This is a genomic window from Deefgea chitinilytica (assembly GCF_016881405.1).
GTDB lineage: Bacteria > Pseudomonadota > Gammaproteobacteria > Burkholderiales > Chitinibacteraceae > Deefgea > Deefgea chitinilytica.
Window position 1 is genome coordinate 67,146 of the sequence record NZ_WOFE01000002.1, and the last position, 15,208, is coordinate 82,353.

The following is a 15,208-nucleotide window of genomic DNA, read 5'->3' on the forward strand; positions in this document are numbered from 1 at the left end:
GCGAGCTCCTTCTGTATCAATCTCGATTAGCCGTTGCAATGCCCGCAACATGGCGCGCCGATTGTGATGGCTGCGACCTTATCGATCTTGACCTGCCACTGCAGCGGCCCCTCTTGCAGATAAACCCAAGCAAAAGCCCCCGCAAATCGCGCGGCAAATTGCGCCTGTAAAGGACTTGGCCGATGCTCTGTCAGCAACTCGATCGCTTCACCGACTTGCAGCGACTCAAACGTTTTGAAAATCAGCGCATGCCGATCTGCTGGTGCAATAGTACGAACGTCAATGCGGCTAATCGTGTTGGCTACTTTCATCTGGTAATCCTTGCTGAGCTTGAATATGTAAATTATATACATATTAAAATGCCGCGACGGGTAAATCAATCCTTTCGAAGTTGCTTTGCAACGATGCTGAGCCAGATCAAAAACGCTTAATCAAAGAAAAACCGCGATGCCTGCACCACAGACACAATCAATAATAGGCTTTCAGCGGCGTGCCTTCGCTCAACAATCAGCAAACACCACCAATTTGCGCGGCGTAATTATTTAACGGCGACGCTCTGGAACAGGAATACGGAACACGGCATTCAGTTCAACTGGGTTACTGATTAAATCTGCCAAGCTATAGCGATCCAGCACCAGATACAAAGCCTGCATCGCTTCATTCAAAATCCCTTTCAATCGGCAGACCGCAACAATACTACAGGTCGAATGCTCACGATCAAAACACTCCACGATTGGACTATCCGCTTCGCTCAAACGAACCAAAGCACCGACACTGATATCGTTCGCAGCACGCGCCAAGCGCATGCCGCCACCTTTTCCCCGCGCCGTTTCAATAAAACCATTGCGCGATAAAAAATTCACAACTTTCATCAAATGATTGTCAGAAATATCATACGCGCTGGCAATCTCACTGCGTGTGACGATACCACCGTCTTGCACGCCGACATAAATCAGCGTCCGCAGACAATAATCAGTAAATACATTCAAGCGCATCGCCAGAGGCTCCCTTCATCATTTGTGCAGCGTCGGTCTATTCAGAATGAACTCATCGTTATTTGGTTCAGACCACGAATTTAAAAACTTAATGGCACAATCATCAGATTCACCTAAAGTATATTTTATGGGTATATTATCAATCAGCTTACTTTTAAAGGTCTACAAAGAAATACCTTACTTTTTTGATTTTATACCCCTACTCAATTGAGGGCGCTATTTTCTTTTAAGGCTTGCGCCATAAAATCGACAAAAGCGCGAATCTTGGCTGAACCGTGCCGTCCTTCTCGATGCACAATATGGATCGGTAATGGTTTAGGCTCAAATTCACCCAATACGGTTTTTAATTCGCCAGTTTGCAATAAACCCGCCACTTGATACGACAACAAGCGTGTGATTCCTCCGCCGTGGCGCACTGCGGCAATCGCACCGTCATTGCTGGTTACAGTCATTCGGGGTTTGATACGAATCGCCTTGGCGGTTTCGTCATCGCCAAACTTCCATTCAATATTGGGACTGATGCTGCTCGCAGCCACAATTTGATGTTGCAGTAAATCACTCGGTGTTTGGGGTATGCCATATTTTGCCAAATAGGCAGGTGATGCGCACAGCACTCTACGTACCTGACCAACCCGTATTGCTCGCATTGAGCTATCTGGCAAAGCGCCGATACGAATACCTACATCAACCCCCTCTTCCAGCATATTCACCACGCGATCTAAAAACAGAGCCGATACATCGACATCGGGATAACGCTGCAAAAATCCAACCACACTGGGCATCACAAATAAATGACCAAATAACACCGGCGCGGTCACGACCAAATGCCCGCGTGGCTCGGCATTGACGCCAGCGGCGACTTCATCAGCCTCTTGCACTTCAGCCAAAATCCGCCGCGCATCATCCAGATACCGCAATCCGGCATCAGTGGCGCGTACGTAACGCGTGGTGCGATTAAGTAATTTCACGCCCAGTTCTTCTTCCAGCGCAGCCACGGCTCGGGTTACTGCCGGTGGCGACATGCCGAGTTTGCGCGCGCCTGCGGCAAAGCTTTCTGTTTCTGCGACCGCAACATACACGCTCATTTGATGAAATCGATCCATGGCTTTTATTCCAAATTTAGCAACAATCTATTGTGATGCATGAGTATTCTTCTTTCAAGTGGTGTTCGGCACAATGCACTCATTCGCTCAACACCGAGTGAACTTCTTAAATCAAAAAGGAAAACATCATGAGCCGCATTAACGTCGTTACTACCGAAACTGCCACTGCCGAACAGCAAGCATTGTTCAACGCAATTCACGCACAACTGGGCGTGGTGCCCAATTTCTTGAAAGTATTTGCCAACTCACCCGTGGCTCTACGTTCATTCCTTGGTCTTCATGGTATCGCCAACGGCGGTAGCTTGGATTTACAAACTCGTGAACGTATCGCCTTGGCTTTGGCGCAGCAAAATTCTTGCGAATATTGCCTCTCTGCCCATACCGCGATTGGCAGTAAAGCGGGCCTAAATGGCGATGAAATCGCGGCCAATCGTGCCGGTACCAGCCAAGATGCCAAAGCTGCGATTGCTGTGAAATTAGCCCGCTCACTGGCAGAGCACAATGGTGACATCACTACCGCTGAATTGATCGAGGCACGCAATGCCGGCTTTAGTGATGGCGACATCGTTGAAATCATCACTCACGTTGGTATGAATATTCTGACCAATATTTTGGGCAAAGCGTCGCGCCTTGAAATCGACTTTCCAAAAGTGACTTTGGCTTAATTAATTTACCGAACTCTGTGCGGCGCAAGGCAAGTGCAGGCGCCGCCGAACTACAACTCCATCAAACTAAAAAGGAACTACACCATGTTTAACTTTCGCAAATCGATCGTCTCTATCGCTCTAATTTCAGGCTTTGCCACTTTCGCTGCCTTGCCAAGCACAGCGATGGCCTACGACGAAAACTCAACGGCAGCCATCAACGTGGATGCGCAAGGCGTGGGCTTGCAAGGCTTTGACCCTGTTGCTTATTTCACCGTCAAAGCACCGACATTAGGCAACGCAGCATATACCGCGAGCCACAACGGCGTGACATATCACTTTGCCAGCAAGGCCAACCGCGACCAATTCACCGCGAATCCTGCCCAGTACGCTCCGCAATTTGGCGGTTTCTGCGCGATGGGCGTGGCACTCGACAAGAAACTCGATGGTGATCCACAAGCGTGGAAAGTAGTCGACGGCAAGTTGTACTTGAACGTGAACAAAGAAGTGCAGAAAAAATGGTCTGAAGACATTGCTGGTAATTTGAAAAAGGCCAATATGCAATGGCCGACCATTAAAGATAAAGCCCCAAAAGACCTCTAATTAAATCAATGGGTATATTGATCTACCTGTTTTATAAAAATAGCTAGAACGATATACCCAAACACATCCTGAAAAGGAAAAGGATTTAGCAATGTCAACCATCACCATGTATAGCACTCGCTCTTGCCCATTTTGTGTGCAAGCCGAAAACCTGTTGCAGCGCAAAGGCTTGGCTGTGAATAAGATTTTGGTCGATCAAAATCAGGATGACTTTGTCACGATGGTCGAACGGACGGCACGTCGTTCGGTGCCACAGATTTTTGTAGGCAATCGGCATGTCGGTGGTTTTACCGATCTGGTGGCACTTGAGCAATCAGGGCAGCTCGATGAATGGCTGAAAGTGGTGGAACAGCATGAATCCGTGTAATACCCCACTCGTACCCTTGGAAGCGCTTTTACTCGAACACGCATTAAAGGACTAAACATGAACACTCAATCATTGATATTAGCCAGTGCAATAACTGCCGTACTTGCGCTGGCCGCTCAACCTACGTTGGCTGCGGACGCCAGCAAAGAGAAGTGTTTTGGCATCAGTAAAATCGCTGGCAACGATTGCGCTGCCAACGGTCACTCTTGTGCTGGTATGGCGAAAACAGCCAACGATGGCAAAGAGTGGAAGCTCGTCGCCAAAGGCACCTGCCTTGATTTAAAAGGCTCGCTAACAGCCCGTTAAAAAACAACTGCGAGACTCAAATTCTGCGTTAAAAAATGGCTCAAAATCCTCATTTACGACCTGTAAACTCCGGTTTTTCGCCATTTCTTGCCTTGCCTTTGAGCCTCTCGCTACCTTTTTCAACGGACTGCTCACTGCCCGATAAATCTCGTTTTATGTTGTGAGTTCTCCTCCTGTGGTATTGCCCCTGCAATTGATTTTGCAGGGGATTTTTTTAGCTTTTAAAAGTATCAATTTTTCAACAACGCACTCAAATCATTCTAAGGATCCTTGCTATGTCTCTATTGCTGCGTCTGCAACGCCTTGCAGAAGTAAAGCCGCTGAATGCGCTCGCGCCCAGTGCCGATTTACTTGTGCGCCTTTATATTGCCAAGATATTTTTTCTCTCCGGTCTAAGCAAGATATCCAATTGGGAAAACACGCTCTATTTGTTTAGCGATGAGTATCATGTTCCGCTGTTGTCTCCACAGCTGGCTGCTATCGCGGGCACAGCGGGTGAGCTCATCTTGCCGATTTTACTGGTACTGGGTTTGTTTACCCGTTTGTCAGCCGTCGGGCTCTTTGCGCTCAATCTGGTTGCGGTGGCCGCGTATTACCATGTACTCAAAGACATGCCCGCTGCGCTACAAGACCATCTGGAGTGGGGCTTGATTATTTTTAGCTTGGCGGTTATCCCACTGCGTCGCTGGGGACTAGACACGCTGCTATTGCGTCGCAGCGTTTAAAGTGAAAACACGCAATTGCAATGAACAAAGCATCGTTTTGCCGCCAGCCTTCGCGCTGGCAGCCTGCATGGTGGCTGTTCTCAGAAGTGCTGTGATTGCTAGCCTATAGCAATAGGCAAACCATAATTGCAAATATTGAAACAATAAATTGCAAAATATCGATATTCTTTCTTTTTTTATTCATAGGCAAAATGTCATCAATCTAATCATTTCACTGCCCATCACCATGACTCTGCACGCTCAGCCTCCCTCCCAAGCTCAACTCGGTGAACTCGTCATGCCATTGGCACCGAGTGTTGTTCTGAACAATGGCCAGCAATATATTCCGCAGCACTATCTGCGCTATCAACACACGCTAAAGAGCATTACGCAAATTGTTAGCCAAATCGATTTTGACGATCACACACCCATTTTTGCCGGGCAAGATCACAGTGGCCTGTATATTCAGATTGGTTTAATTGGCCGAGAAAATTATGACCGCAGCAATACCCTTAGGCCGCATAAGCTGGTATACGGCCGTAAATGGCGCATTGATACCGATACCCCTACATCAGAGATTATTCAGACGGTTTTTCTCGCCATTAAAAAAGCCCGCGAACACGAAGTGCGCGAGCTGCTCACATTACGCAATGCCGAAGGGAAAACCAGTGTGGTGTTGAGCAATCATCACGACTTGCCACTGATGGCGCAACAGCGCGAACAGCTCCTTAGCGAAAAACCAGTGATCAGCGATCCGCATGGTTATCTGCGCAAGCAGCTGGCCAGTCTGCGTTTTGCCCAACGGCAGATTAAACTCTTCAGCATCGAACAGCGAGCCAATCAAAGCTACTTAATTGATCTGCAACTCGGCGCAGCACCACTGGCTCGCCAATTAGAAGGCGATTTTAGCGAGTTTGATCAGCTGGCCATCACGCTGATTCTGCGGCACGATCAATTACATCAGTTGGCCTATGCACTGATGGACGAATTAATTGCCCACAGCGATCGCCATGTAGAGGAGCAATTTCGCTTTCAAGCTTATCCCCGTTTCAGCCGCAACAACGATTTAATGGCCATCGCCAATCTCTCAATCCAAACACGACCGTATGCGCGAGATATGGCGAACACATCATTCGAGCGCGTTTTTCGTGCTAGCAATTACGATGTCGATGCTTCCCGCGCACCAGCGCTAGGGTACGGTGAATTGGGGCAAAAAAATCGCCAGTTAATTGATGGATTTACCGATCTGCTTGGCCATTTACCGCAAGGCTATTTAGCAGCATCACCTGCTCAGGCAGTAAAAACGGCATAGACTATTGTTATCTTTTGACCTGCCGCCGAGGATATAGGCAGTGAAAAAAACGATTCACCTCCTCGCCATCTTTGGCAGCCTGCGCGCAGCATTCACTGAGTGTGCTGAGCGGCAAATCGTGACGAGCAGTTAAGCAACTAATGGGTATACTGATAAAAGCAATTTCAATAAATAGCCACTATCAAATACCCCTATAAAGTGACTTAGATTGATTCCGCTCTGACGCCTGCAAAATCTCGGCTATCCGCAGCAAAACTGCGGCTGTTCGCTCAGATTTGATGTTCTAACAAACTGCGTTCTTCTAGATTGAAATTCACTCACCAATTAGCGCTGATGTTTTGCGGAAAAGAAATCAATCACCGCGCGCAATGCGGCCGGCATATTACGATTACTTGGATAATACAAGTAAAAATATTCAGGCGCGGGCTGCCAAGCGCTGAGCACGTATTGCAATTTCCCAGTTTGCACTAACGGTGCCAGCATCTCATCGTAGCAATAACAAATCCCTGCGCCATCCACCGCCGCCCGCAATAGCACAGATAAATCATCGCTCACCAGTGCACCTTGCGTTGCAACAGTGATGTTTTGCTCGCCTTGGGCAAATTCCCATTGGTACTGCACACCACTCGGAAAACGAATTTGCAAACACTGATGCGCTAGCAAATCTGCAGGCCTCTCAGGCTCACCTGCTGCCGCCAAATAAGCTGGCGCTGCCGCCACGGTGAAATGAATCGCGGCGCCGATGCGCACTGCAATCATGTCTTGCTGCACTTGCTCACCAAAACGAATTCCAGCATCAAAGCGTTCAGCGACAATATCAACCAACGCATCGTTGCAGACAATTTCCAGCTCAATATCGGGATATTGCCGTCTAAACTCAGCTAACTTAGGCGCTAAGCGCAATTGCGCGGCGGCGCGCGGCACATTTAGTCGCACTCGCCCAGCGGGACGTTGGCGAGCGTCATTTAACCCTTCCATCGCCTGCGCAATCTCGCCTAAAGCAGGACTTAAACGCAATAACAATTGTGCTCCAGCCTGAGTAGGACTCACGCTGCGCGTGGTGCGATTGAGTAAGCGTACACCCAAAGCCTGTTCTAATTTACGCAAGGTATGACTCAATGCCGATGGTGTGAGCTGTAATTCTTGCGCCGCTTGGCGAAAACTACCGCATCGTGCCACATGCACAAAAGCGTTTAAATCATTCAGATCAGTCTTCATTGATGAATAATATTCAATAGTTTAGTGAACATTGGCTAGATTGTTGCATTAATCAAAAATTGCAATACTGCTGTTTCTACTTTTCGAGGACCACCTCATGAACTCAGCACAATCTTTCCATAATAAAGTCATTCTCGTCACTGGCGCATCCTCTGGGATTGGTTTTGCCAGCGCGCAAGCCTTTTTGGCTCAAGGCGCTCGGCGCGTGTACATGACGGGACGCGATGCCAGTAAGCTCGCCACGGCTGTTGCCACCTTGGGTGAAAACGCGATTGGCGTAGTGGCCGACGTAGCCGATTTAGCGCAAATCGAATACCTCAAAACGGCAATTACGGAGCGAGGCGACACCCTCGACATTATTTTTGCTAACGCTGGCGTGGCGCATCACAACATCATGGGCACCAGCAGCGAAGCCGATTTCAATACGATTTTTGACATCAATGTTAAAGGCGTCTTTTTTACCGTACAAACCTTACTACCGCTGCTCAACCACGGCGGCAATATCGTGCTCAACGCCTCAGTGGCAAGCAGCAAAGGTCTGCCTAATCTGAGTTTGTACAGCGCATCTAAAGCAGCGGTGCGCTCGTTTGCTCGCTCATGGGCAAATGACTTAAAAGGCCAACAAATTCGCGTCAATGCAATTAGTCCTGGGGTTACTAGAACCCCGATTATGGAAAATGGCTTACAAATGAACGAAGAACAAATCGCTCAATTTGCCGCCTATTTAGTCGATGCAGCACCAGCCGGACGGATGGCACAAACCGATGAAATTGCAGCTGCAGTCTTATTTTTAGCCTCAAGTGCCGCAAGCTATATCAACGGCATTGAGCTCAGTGTCGATGGAGGATTTACCCAAATTTAAAGCGCGCAGCCATCCGGTTCATTTCAACGCTAAGCAAGCTCTATGACCCAAACAAAGGAAAAACAAGCATGTTCACCAGTGGGTACTACATCACCGCAGAGTTGAGAGTTAAAAACAGCAGTCAAATTCAAACGGCAAAACACGCGCTGATGATGCTTTGTGAAAAAACGTTAACTGAACCGGGCTGCTCGATCTTCACTCTGCACCACGACCCAGCAACGCCAACTCGCTTCCTACTCTGGGAGCGTTTTGATGATGAAACGGCATTCAAAAACCACTTTGACATGCCTCACACGCAGGACTATTTCTCGCAAAACTTGACCGAACTAGTCCAGTTTTTTCAAACCAACATCGACTAACAAATCATTACCGCAGGCTAGATAAGATGCGGCAACTTTGCTTTCTGATTCAATCCTACTGACATCCGCTGACATTGAGTGCACTCAAAATAGATCGCGTGCATAACCGCACGTTATCTACCTAGGGAGTTCACTATGAGCCAAGTGATGGAATTAGTTGTTTTTCAATTAAAAACAGGTGTAAATCACGCAACATTTTTGCAAGCCAATGAACAAGTCAATGATTGGGTTAAAACTCAGCCCGGCTTTGTTTCGCGAACACTAACGCACAATGAGGCAGTTTGGTATGACGTGGTTTTTTGGCAAGATGAGACCAGTGCTCATTCAGCGGCTAAGCAATTTATGCACGATTTATGCAGTAGTGATTTTATGGCAATGATAGAGCCGAGTAGCGTTGAAATGTCACATAGCATGGTACAAACCACCTGCCCTGCTCCCAATTTTAATGGTTGTGAATTTTCAACCTTCCGCGCCAAAGAGGGCGTTTCCGATGAGCAATTGATTGCTGCGAGCCTAAAAATGGAACAAGAATTTTTAAAAACAGAGTCAGGCTTTATTCATCATACCTTACTAAAAGGGGATCATGGCGCATGGGCAGATACAGTTTTTACACATTCCAAAAGCGCCGCCGAGCAAATCTGCCAAAACTTTATGAGCAATCCAGCTTGCCTTGAATATTTGCAGCTAATTGAAGATGGCAGTGCCAGCCTGACATTCTGGAGTCGTGCGCATTAGCTAATGTTGCGGGGAATTCTGTCCGTGTAAACTACCGCAATGAATAAAGCCGAACGCCTTTTTAACTTAGTCAATTTGCTGCATGGGCGGCGGACTGCGCTCACCGCGCAGCAAATGGCCGAACAGATGCAAGTCTCGGTACGCACGATTTATCGCGACATTCAAGCCTTGGTCGCTGCCGGTGTGCAAATCGAGGGTGATGCTGGTGTCGGTTATTTACTGCGCCCCCACTCCCACTTACCTCCATTAATGTTCAGTGCCGATGAGGCGCTGGCTTTATTGCTGGGCAGCCAGATGGTGCGCGCCTTTACCGAGCCGCAATTGGCCGCCGCCGCACAATTAGCCGAACAAAAAATCCGCGCTATTTTGCCGCCTAGCTTACAGCGCCAAGCCGAGCAACAAGTCTATCGTATCCCCGTTACCGAAAAAGATCAGCCCCTGCGTGAACGGCATGGTTTGATTCGCTGGGCATGTGAACAGCATTTCAAAATTAATCTGAGCTATTCCGACCATGCAGGACAAGCCAGTCATCGCATCATTTGGCCGCTAGGGATTATTGGCCTACATGGCACGTGGTTATTATTGGCGTGGTGTGAGTTACGGCAAGACTACCGAATGTTTCGCTTTGACCGAATTATTGAGTTATCGATTTGTGAGCAAACCTTCCAAACAGCAAAAGGCCTCAATCTGCAACACTATCTTAGTAATATATTGGGTATCCAAAACTAACAGCCACAGAAATCATATTGCTTAAGCTAGAACCCAACCCGCGTGATTCATAAACAAAACGCGCAAGAAAATAGAGCCCCCACTTAATCCAACTGAATGCTGTGTGCCAAGTGCCCAAACACCGTGGCAACTCGGCGTAGATGGCGTGATTCTGGATGAGTCAATAGCCACAAATCGGTCGTACATTCATCCAATACATGAGTCAGCGCGCGCAAATTGGGTCGCGTCGCGGCTAAAAATGTTGGCACCATACCAACCCCCATGCCGCGCTCAATTAATTCCACTACAGTCAAGATGCTGTTCACCCGATACCGCGGCATGATCTTAGGAAAATTCTTCTTCCGCCATATGACGGTCGGGTGGTCAGGCAAAGCATCGTCAGGCGCAATCCACGGCGCGTGAAATTCAATCACCGCAGGCAAATCGCGCCAAGAACTGTTTTGCGCGGCATACAGCGCCACTTTGATACTGCCAAGGTGTTTGCCAACCAAATGCTGTGGCGGCTTGCGAGTGGCTCGCACTGCAATATCCGCGTCGCGACGAGTTAAATTCGCTAACTCATTTCCGGTGTGCAAATCAAAACTCAGCTGCGGATGCTGCGTAGAGAGGACATCGAGTTCGGGAGCGACCAGACCGTGCAAAATAGAATCAGTGGTCGTGATCCGTACGCTACCAGCCACGTCTTCGGGCTGTAATTGTGCAGCCGAGCGAGCTGATTCCAGCGCAAGTTCTACTTGTTCAGCATGAATAGCCAAAGTCTGCGCCATTTCCGTAGGGAAGTAACCCGCTTTGCTGCGCTCGAACAAGCGCTGCCCTAGCCCTTTTTCGAGGCGTTGGATACTGCGAAATACCGTTGACGCATCCACACCCAAGCGTTCCGCTGCCGCAGCCAAAGTACCACTTCGCGTAATTGCCAACAGAAACTCTAGGTCTTGACTACCCAAATGATATTGCGTTTTTGCATTCATAGTCTGCAACTCTGCTTATGTTTATTGCAATAAAGCAAGTCTACACTAACTCAAATTGCAACCAAGCGAGAAAACAACATGTCGCAGCCCATCGTCCTAGTGAGTCATTTACTTTGCCCTTACGTGCAACGAGCCGCCATTGTATTACTGGAAAAAGGCGTGCCATTTGAGCGAAGAAACATCGATTTAGCCAACAAACCGGACTGGTTTCTAGCCATATCACCGCTAGGCAAAGTGCCAATCTTGCAAGTAGGTAAGACCGCTATTTTTGAATCAGCAGTGATTTGTGAATATCTGGATGAAACGCTGCCGCCTCCACTGCATCCACCACACCCACTGCAGCGTGCACAACACCGCGGCTGGATGGAATTGGGCTCGGCTATTTTGGCGGATATTGCGAGTTTTTATTCGGCGAAGGATGAAGCCACGCTAGAGCAAAAAGCGCTACAGTTGCAGCACAAATTCGCGCAAATCAATGCCGTCCTCGGCGAAGGCCCTTATTTTGCAGGGAAGCAATTCACACTAGTCGATGCGGTGTTTGCGCCTATTTTCAGATACCTCGATGCCTTTGATGCGATAGCTGATTTTGGCCTGTTAGCCCAATCGCCAGCAGTTCAGGCTTGGCGGCAAGCCTTGGCTCAGCGGCCATCAGTGCAACGGGCCGTGGTCATAGAATATCCTCAGCTTTTGAACGCATTTCTCAGTAGTCGAAATTCTGCGCTCAGCCTGCACATGCAAGAACATACGCCAAGGTTCTCCTAGCTTTTTTAGACACGTATATAGCCGTAAGCATTAAATAAATTGATACCTAACCTCATACCCTTCCTTATTGAAAAGAAAGCATTGAATTTCAATAGGAATTGAATCGGAACGAGTCAATTTATTCCATTTTACGGAATATTCAATTCAAGCGCATGGTGATTCTCTAGTCTGCCTGAGGCAGACATACTGCTGGCATCAGATCGAGTTTGCCTACGTTGAGGAGCTTCACCATGCCACGCGCTTTTGCCGCTATTAGTTTTACCGACAGTGTCAAAGCTGCCCAAACCCGTTACCACAGCCGCGATAGCAACCGCGGTTTTGAGTTGGCCGAAGATACACGCAGTGAGATGACGGAGCGCGAAGCGGAGTTTATTGCGGCACGTGATAGTTTTTATATGGCAACCGTCGCTGAAAATGGCTGGCCGTATGTGCAACACCGCGGCGGACCTGCGGGCTTTTTGAAAGTGCTCGACGCCAATACGCTGGGCTTTGCCGATTTTCGCGGCAATGTGCAGTATTTATCGGTTGGTAATCTGAATGCCAACGATAAAATCTCAATTATCCTGATGGACTATACCAACCGTCGCCGCCTCAAAATTTGGGGGCGAGTGCGGATCGTGCATGAGTTGGAAAACCCCGAGTTAATCGCCGCGCTAGAAGACCCTACCTACCGTGCCCGCATCGAACGCGCGATGGTGATTACCGTCGAGGCTTGGGATTGGAATTGCCCACAGCACATCACCCCGCGCTATACCGACGCCGATATCGAACAACTAATCGCGCCATTACACGCCGAACTCAAAGCGTTGCAGGCCAAACCCTTAGCATCTGCGCCAATCACAGCACTAGGTGAAGGTCCGCTGGAACTGGTCATTAGCGGCATTCGCCAGCTCACGCCGCAAGTGCGGGCGTATGAGTTACGCCACCCTGCTGGCAAAGATTTGCCCATCGTTACGGCGGGCTCACATCTGAAAGTGCCAGTCATATTGAAAAATGGCCAAACCGACGTACGCAATTATTCCATCGCATCAAACCCGGCTCGGCGCGATATTTATGAAATCGCAGTGCTGCGCCAAGATGAAGGCGACGGCGGCTCCAGCTTTGTGCATCAACATTATCAACTCGGTATGACACTACATTGCGGCCTACCGCAAAATGATTTTGCGCTCATTGACAGCGACGCTCCGGTCATTCTGATTGCAGGTGGCATCGGCATTACGCCGATCAAGGCCATGGCGCAAACGCTAAAAGCGCAAGGGCGCGCATTTCATTTGCACTACGCCGCGCGCAGTCAGCGTGATATGGCGTATGGCGATCGCTTGCAACGTGATTTGGTCGGGCAAATGACGAGCTATTTCAACTCAGAGGGACAACAACTCGATCTTGCCTCTGTTCTACGCCATGCTGGCAATACGTCCGAGGTGTATGTGTGTGGACCCTCCGGTTTAATTAGTGCAGTGCAAGATACTGCAAAAGAACTCAATATCAGCGCCGAACAGATTCATTTTGAACGTTTCTCCGCTGCACCCCATGGCGAGGACGTTGCTTTTGAAGTGGTGCTACGCAGATCGCAAAAGATTATTCCAATTGCTGCTGATCAAACCGTTTTGGCCGCAGTGCAAGCGGCAGGTATTGATACGCTATCGGATTGTGGCGTGGGCAATTGCGGCACCTGTGCGGTGAAAGTGCTCGCGGGTGAAGTTGAGCATCGCGATAGCGCGCTCAATCAAAATGAGCGTGAACGCGCTGGGCTGATGTGCATCTGTGTATCGCGCGCCAAATCGGCGCGGATTGAACTCGATTTGTAATGTCATTGAATTCATCTAGGAAAAAATCATGATCCAACTCTATGAATTTGCTGCATCAGGTAATTGCCACAAAGTAAGAATGATGCTGTCTTTGCTTGATATACCCTATCAATCCATCATGGTGAACGGCGCGACACGCGAACATAAGTCAGCGGACTATCTAGCGATGAATCCGCTTGGCCAAGTACCGGTATTAGTCGATGGCGACGTGGTCTTGCGTGATAGCCAAGCGATTTTGGTCTATTTAGCGCGGCAATATGGTGCGGAGCAAGCGGATTTCTGGTTACCCAATGAGCCAGCAAATTTAGCACAAGTGGTCGCGTGGCTAGCGACTGCCGCGAATGAAGTGACTCGCGGGCCAAATGCATTGCGTTTACATCATAAATGGGGCCGTGCGATTCATCTCGCCGAAGCCGAAACCATTACCGAACAACTACTCACGATGCTCAATCAACACTTAACACAATCAGCATGGTTAGCAGCAGCGCATATCACCATCGCCGATATCGCCATCTACCCCTATATCGCTCTCGCAACCGAAGGCAAAGTTGATTTGCACGGCTACCCAGCTGTTGTAGCTTGGATAAAGCAAATCCAAAGCTTGCACGGTTACGTCAGCATGGCTGGCATTGATACTTATTAAATTCAAGCAAGGATTAACGATGAAGCCCGAACTACGCCCACCACTCCCCCCATTTACCCGCGAAACAGCAGTGCAAAAAGTACGCCTAGCCGAAGACGGCTGGAATTCACGCGACCCACAGCGCGTCGCACTGGCCTATACGCCCGATACGATTTGGCGCAATCGCGATCAATTTCCGCGTGGCCGTGAACAAGTGATTGAATTTCTCACTCGCAAGTGGCAACGCGAGGTGGAATATCGCCTAATCAAAGAGCTTTGGGCACACGACGACCATCGGATTGCAGTGCGTTTTGCCTATGAATGGCTAGACCAAAACGGCCAGTGGTATCGCTCATACGGCAATGAAAATTGGGAGTTTGATGCCCAGGGCTTGATGCATCGCCGCTTTGCCAGTATCAACGATTTAGCTATCGCCGAATCCGAACGACTATTTCATTGGCCACAAGGCCGCAGGCCAGATAATCACCCAAGCTTGAGCGAACTCGGTTTGTGATCATGGTTTCAATTGTGATCAAACAAAATAACTCTACTATCGGCGGCTATTGGTAATACTGGCATCACACCAAAGATATAAAAACTGCAAATAGCGCCCAAACTTAATACAAAAATAAAGCCACTTAGACTTTCCAAGTGGCTTTATTGCTCGAGTTCAATACGACAAGCTAATACTGATTTCAAACTGCTTCAAAAAAATTGACCGAACTACTTAAGAAAAAAAGATCGAATACGTTTAAACATCGAGAGCACACATGATTCGGGCTGACTATTTTTTATTCTTCGCATGGCATCATCGATATTGATATCCGCCTCAGAAAAGCTATATGCGACATAGTGTTTGGTTCTGATATGCAGGTATTTATTACGCGGTGACTTATTTTTCCTACTTCGCAAAAATGAACTCACTAGCCCTGCAGAGAACAAAGAAAACACGCTCCCTAAATAATGATGATCTTGATAGTAGTATCTGATTTTCTTTTCTTCAGGAGACTCGGAGTCAATCCAAAATTGCTGTATATCCAAAGCATTAAAATTAACGCCGCCAATTTCAATTTGGTTTTTATTCATTTGCACACCTTAAAGATGACTTTAG

At 48.3% G+C, this 15,208-nt stretch carries 20 protein-coding genes; 14 read left to right on the forward strand and 6 right to left on the reverse strand.

Annotated features, from left to right (window positions below; genetic code table 11):
* Positions 1–26 precede the first annotated feature (26 nt).
* From GM173_RS05930 to GM173_RS05940, 3 genes are all read right to left on the reverse strand, one after another.
* On the reverse strand, positions 27–311 hold the full coding sequence (locus GM173_RS05930; RefSeq protein ID WP_203570449.1) for a DUF2249 domain-containing protein: 285 nt from the start codon (positions 309–311) through the stop codon (positions 27–29).
* A 231-nt stretch (positions 312–542) separates the two neighbouring features.
* Positions 543–995: an RrF2 family transcriptional regulator gene (locus GM173_RS05935; RefSeq protein WP_203570450.1), complete on the reverse strand. Its 453-nt coding sequence runs from the start codon at positions 993–995 to the stop codon at positions 543–545.
* Positions 996–1,198: 203 nt separating this feature from the next.
* Positions 1,199–2,098 (reverse strand): LysR family transcriptional regulator, encoded by a 900-nt coding sequence (locus tag GM173_RS05940; RefSeq protein ID WP_203570451.1) that lies wholly within the window; start codon positions 2,096–2,098, stop codon positions 1,199–1,201.
* Positions 2,099–2,226: 128 nt separating this feature from the next.
* On the opposite strand from GM173_RS05940, the gene GM173_RS05945 reads away from it, so the two are divergent.
* The 6 genes from GM173_RS05945 to GM173_RS05970 all read left to right on the forward strand — a co-directional run bounded on the left by GM173_RS05945 (position 2,227) and on the right by GM173_RS05970 (position 6,034).
* Positions 2,227–2,763 carry a carboxymuconolactone decarboxylase family protein gene (locus GM173_RS05945; protein WP_203570452.1) on the forward strand — a complete coding sequence of 179 codons (537 nt, stop codon included), beginning with the start codon at positions 2,227–2,229 and terminating at the stop codon, positions 2,761–2,763.
* An 84-nt stretch (positions 2,764–2,847) separates the two neighbouring features.
* Entirely contained in the window at positions 2,848–3,345 is a 498-nt protein-coding gene (locus GM173_RS05950; RefSeq protein WP_203570453.1) for a YHS domain-containing (seleno)protein, read from the forward strand.
* A gap of 91 nt (positions 3,346–3,436) precedes the next feature.
* Positions 3,437–3,712, forward strand: coding sequence for a glutaredoxin 3 (grxC, locus tag GM173_RS05955; protein WP_203570454.1), 276 nt, complete (start codon positions 3,437–3,439; stop codon positions 3,710–3,712).
* Between the two features lie 57 nt (positions 3,713–3,769).
* Positions 3,770–4,018, forward strand: coding sequence for a BufA1 family periplasmic bufferin-type metallophore (locus GM173_RS05960; protein WP_203570455.1), 249 nt, complete (start codon positions 3,770–3,772; stop codon positions 4,016–4,018).
* 275 nt (positions 4,019–4,293) lie between these two features.
* On the forward strand, positions 4,294–4,743 hold the full coding sequence (locus GM173_RS05965; RefSeq protein WP_203570456.1) for a DoxX family protein: 450 nt from the start codon (positions 4,294–4,296) through the stop codon (positions 4,741–4,743).
* A gap of 226 nt (positions 4,744–4,969) precedes the next feature.
* Entirely contained in the window at positions 4,970–6,034 is a 1,065-nt protein-coding gene (locus tag GM173_RS05970) for a hypothetical protein (RefSeq protein WP_203570457.1), read from the forward strand.
* A 324-nt stretch (positions 6,035–6,358) separates the two neighbouring features.
* Here the strand turns inward: GM173_RS05970 and GM173_RS05975 are convergent, their stop codons facing one another.
* Positions 6,359–7,252 carry a LysR family transcriptional regulator gene (locus GM173_RS05975; protein ID WP_203570458.1) on the reverse strand — a complete coding sequence of 298 codons (894 nt, stop codon included), beginning with the start codon at positions 7,250–7,252 and terminating at the stop codon, positions 6,359–6,361.
* Between the two features lie 97 nt (positions 7,253–7,349).
* On the opposite strand from GM173_RS05975, the gene GM173_RS05980 reads away from it, so the two are divergent.
* The 4 genes from GM173_RS05980 (at position 7,350) to GM173_RS05995 (ending at position 9,937) form a co-directional block, all read left to right on the forward strand.
* Positions 7,350–8,114, forward strand: a complete 765-nt coding sequence (locus tag GM173_RS05980; RefSeq protein ID WP_203570459.1) for an SDR family NAD(P)-dependent oxidoreductase — start codon at positions 7,350–7,352, stop codon at positions 8,112–8,114.
* Positions 8,115–8,182: 68 nt separating this feature from the next.
* Positions 8,183–8,473: a putative quinol monooxygenase gene (locus GM173_RS05985; protein ID WP_203570460.1), complete on the forward strand. Its 291-nt coding sequence runs from the start codon at positions 8,183–8,185 to the stop codon at positions 8,471–8,473.
* A 135-nt stretch (positions 8,474–8,608) separates the two neighbouring features.
* Complete coding sequence (locus tag GM173_RS05990; RefSeq protein ID WP_203570461.1) at positions 8,609–9,208, forward strand: hypothetical protein; 600 nt, start codon at positions 8,609–8,611, stop codon at positions 9,206–9,208.
* Between the two features lie 39 nt (positions 9,209–9,247).
* Positions 9,248–9,937, forward strand: coding sequence for a helix-turn-helix transcriptional regulator (locus GM173_RS05995; protein WP_203570462.1), 690 nt, complete (start codon positions 9,248–9,250; stop codon positions 9,935–9,937).
* 83 nt (positions 9,938–10,020) lie between these two features.
* On the opposite strand, the gene GM173_RS06000 is transcribed toward GM173_RS05995, so the two are convergent.
* Positions 10,021–10,905: a LysR family transcriptional regulator gene (locus tag GM173_RS06000; RefSeq protein ID WP_203570463.1), complete on the reverse strand. Its 885-nt coding sequence runs from the start codon at positions 10,903–10,905 to the stop codon at positions 10,021–10,023.
* 78 nt (positions 10,906–10,983) lie between these two features.
* Here GM173_RS06000 and GM173_RS06005 point away from each other — a divergent pair, with 78 nt between their 5' ends.
* The 4 genes from GM173_RS06005 to GM173_RS06020 all read left to right on the forward strand — a co-directional run bounded on the left by GM173_RS06005 (position 10,984) and on the right by GM173_RS06020 (position 14,611).
* Positions 10,984–11,667: a glutathione S-transferase family protein gene (locus GM173_RS06005; RefSeq protein ID WP_203570464.1), complete on the forward strand. Its 684-nt coding sequence runs from the start codon at positions 10,984–10,986 to the stop codon at positions 11,665–11,667.
* Positions 11,668–11,897: 230 nt separating this feature from the next.
* The gene (locus tag GM173_RS06010; RefSeq protein WP_203570465.1) at positions 11,898–13,475 is read left to right on the forward strand and encodes a 2Fe-2S iron-sulfur cluster-binding protein; all 1,578 of its coding nucleotides are present in this window, start codon (positions 11,898–11,900) and stop codon (positions 13,473–13,475) included.
* A gap of 28 nt (positions 13,476–13,503) precedes the next feature.
* Entirely contained in the window at positions 13,504–14,118 is a 615-nt protein-coding gene (locus GM173_RS06015; protein ID WP_203570466.1) for a glutathione S-transferase family protein, read from the forward strand.
* Positions 14,119–14,137: 19 nt separating this feature from the next.
* On the forward strand, positions 14,138–14,611 hold the full coding sequence (locus GM173_RS06020) for a nuclear transport factor 2 family protein (protein ID WP_203570467.1): 474 nt from the start codon (positions 14,138–14,140) through the stop codon (positions 14,609–14,611).
* A gap of 209 nt (positions 14,612–14,820) precedes the next feature.
* On the opposite strand, the gene GM173_RS06025 is transcribed toward GM173_RS06020, so the two are convergent.
* A complete protein-coding gene (locus GM173_RS06025; RefSeq protein WP_203570468.1) occupies positions 14,821–15,183 on the reverse strand; it encodes a hypothetical protein in 363 nt (120 codons plus the stop codon).
* Positions 15,184–15,208: the final 25 nt, after the last annotated feature.

Coding starts and splice junctions, on each gene's coding strand:
- GM173_RS05945 (WP_203570452.1), top strand. CDS start 2,227: ATGAGCCGCATTAACGTCGTTACTACCGAAACTGCCACTGCCGAACAG.
- GM173_RS06025 (WP_203570468.1), bottom strand. CDS start 15,183: ATGAATAAAAACCAAATTGAAATTGGCGGCGTTAATTTTAATGCTTTG.
- GM173_RS05980 (WP_203570459.1), top strand. CDS start 7,350: ATGAACTCAGCACAATCTTTCCATAATAAAGTCATTCTCGTCACTGGC.
- GM173_RS05935 (WP_203570450.1), bottom strand. CDS start 995: ATGCGCTTGAATGTATTTACTGATTATTGTCTGCGGACGCTGATTTAT.
- GM173_RS05965 (WP_203570456.1), top strand. CDS start 4,294: ATGTCTCTATTGCTGCGTCTGCAACGCCTTGCAGAAGTAAAGCCGCTG.
- GM173_RS05985 (WP_203570460.1), top strand. CDS start 8,183: ATGTTCACCAGTGGGTACTACATCACCGCAGAGTTGAGAGTTAAAAAC.
- GM173_RS05940 (WP_203570451.1), bottom strand. CDS start 2,098: ATGGATCGATTTCATCAAATGAGCGTGTATGTTGCGGTCGCAGAAACA.
- GM173_RS06010 (WP_203570465.1), top strand. CDS start 11,898: ATGCCACGCGCTTTTGCCGCTATTAGTTTTACCGACAGTGTCAAAGCT.
- grxC (WP_203570454.1), top strand. CDS start 3,437: ATGTCAACCATCACCATGTATAGCACTCGCTCTTGCCCATTTTGTGTG.
- GM173_RS05995 (WP_203570462.1), top strand. CDS start 9,248: ATGAATAAAGCCGAACGCCTTTTTAACTTAGTCAATTTGCTGCATGGG.
- GM173_RS05930 (WP_203570449.1), bottom strand. CDS start 311: ATGAAAGTAGCCAACACGATTAGCCGCATTGACGTTCGTACTATTGCA.
- GM173_RS05950 (WP_203570453.1), top strand. CDS start 2,848: ATGTTTAACTTTCGCAAATCGATCGTCTCTATCGCTCTAATTTCAGGC.
- GM173_RS06005 (WP_203570464.1), top strand. CDS start 10,984: ATGTCGCAGCCCATCGTCCTAGTGAGTCATTTACTTTGCCCTTACGTG.
- GM173_RS06015 (WP_203570466.1), top strand. CDS start 13,504: ATGATCCAACTCTATGAATTTGCTGCATCAGGTAATTGCCACAAAGTA.
- GM173_RS05960 (WP_203570455.1), top strand. CDS start 3,770: ATGAACACTCAATCATTGATATTAGCCAGTGCAATAACTGCCGTACTT.
- GM173_RS05975 (WP_203570458.1), bottom strand. CDS start 7,252: ATGAAGACTGATCTGAATGATTTAAACGCTTTTGTGCATGTGGCACGA.
- GM173_RS05990 (WP_203570461.1), top strand. CDS start 8,609: ATGAGCCAAGTGATGGAATTAGTTGTTTTTCAATTAAAAACAGGTGTA.
- GM173_RS05970 (WP_203570457.1), top strand. CDS start 4,970: ATGACTCTGCACGCTCAGCCTCCCTCCCAAGCTCAACTCGGTGAACTC.
- GM173_RS06020 (WP_203570467.1), top strand. CDS start 14,138: ATGAAGCCCGAACTACGCCCACCACTCCCCCCATTTACCCGCGAAACA.
- GM173_RS06000 (WP_203570463.1), bottom strand. CDS start 10,905: ATGAATGCAAAAACGCAATATCATTTGGGTAGTCAAGACCTAGAGTTT.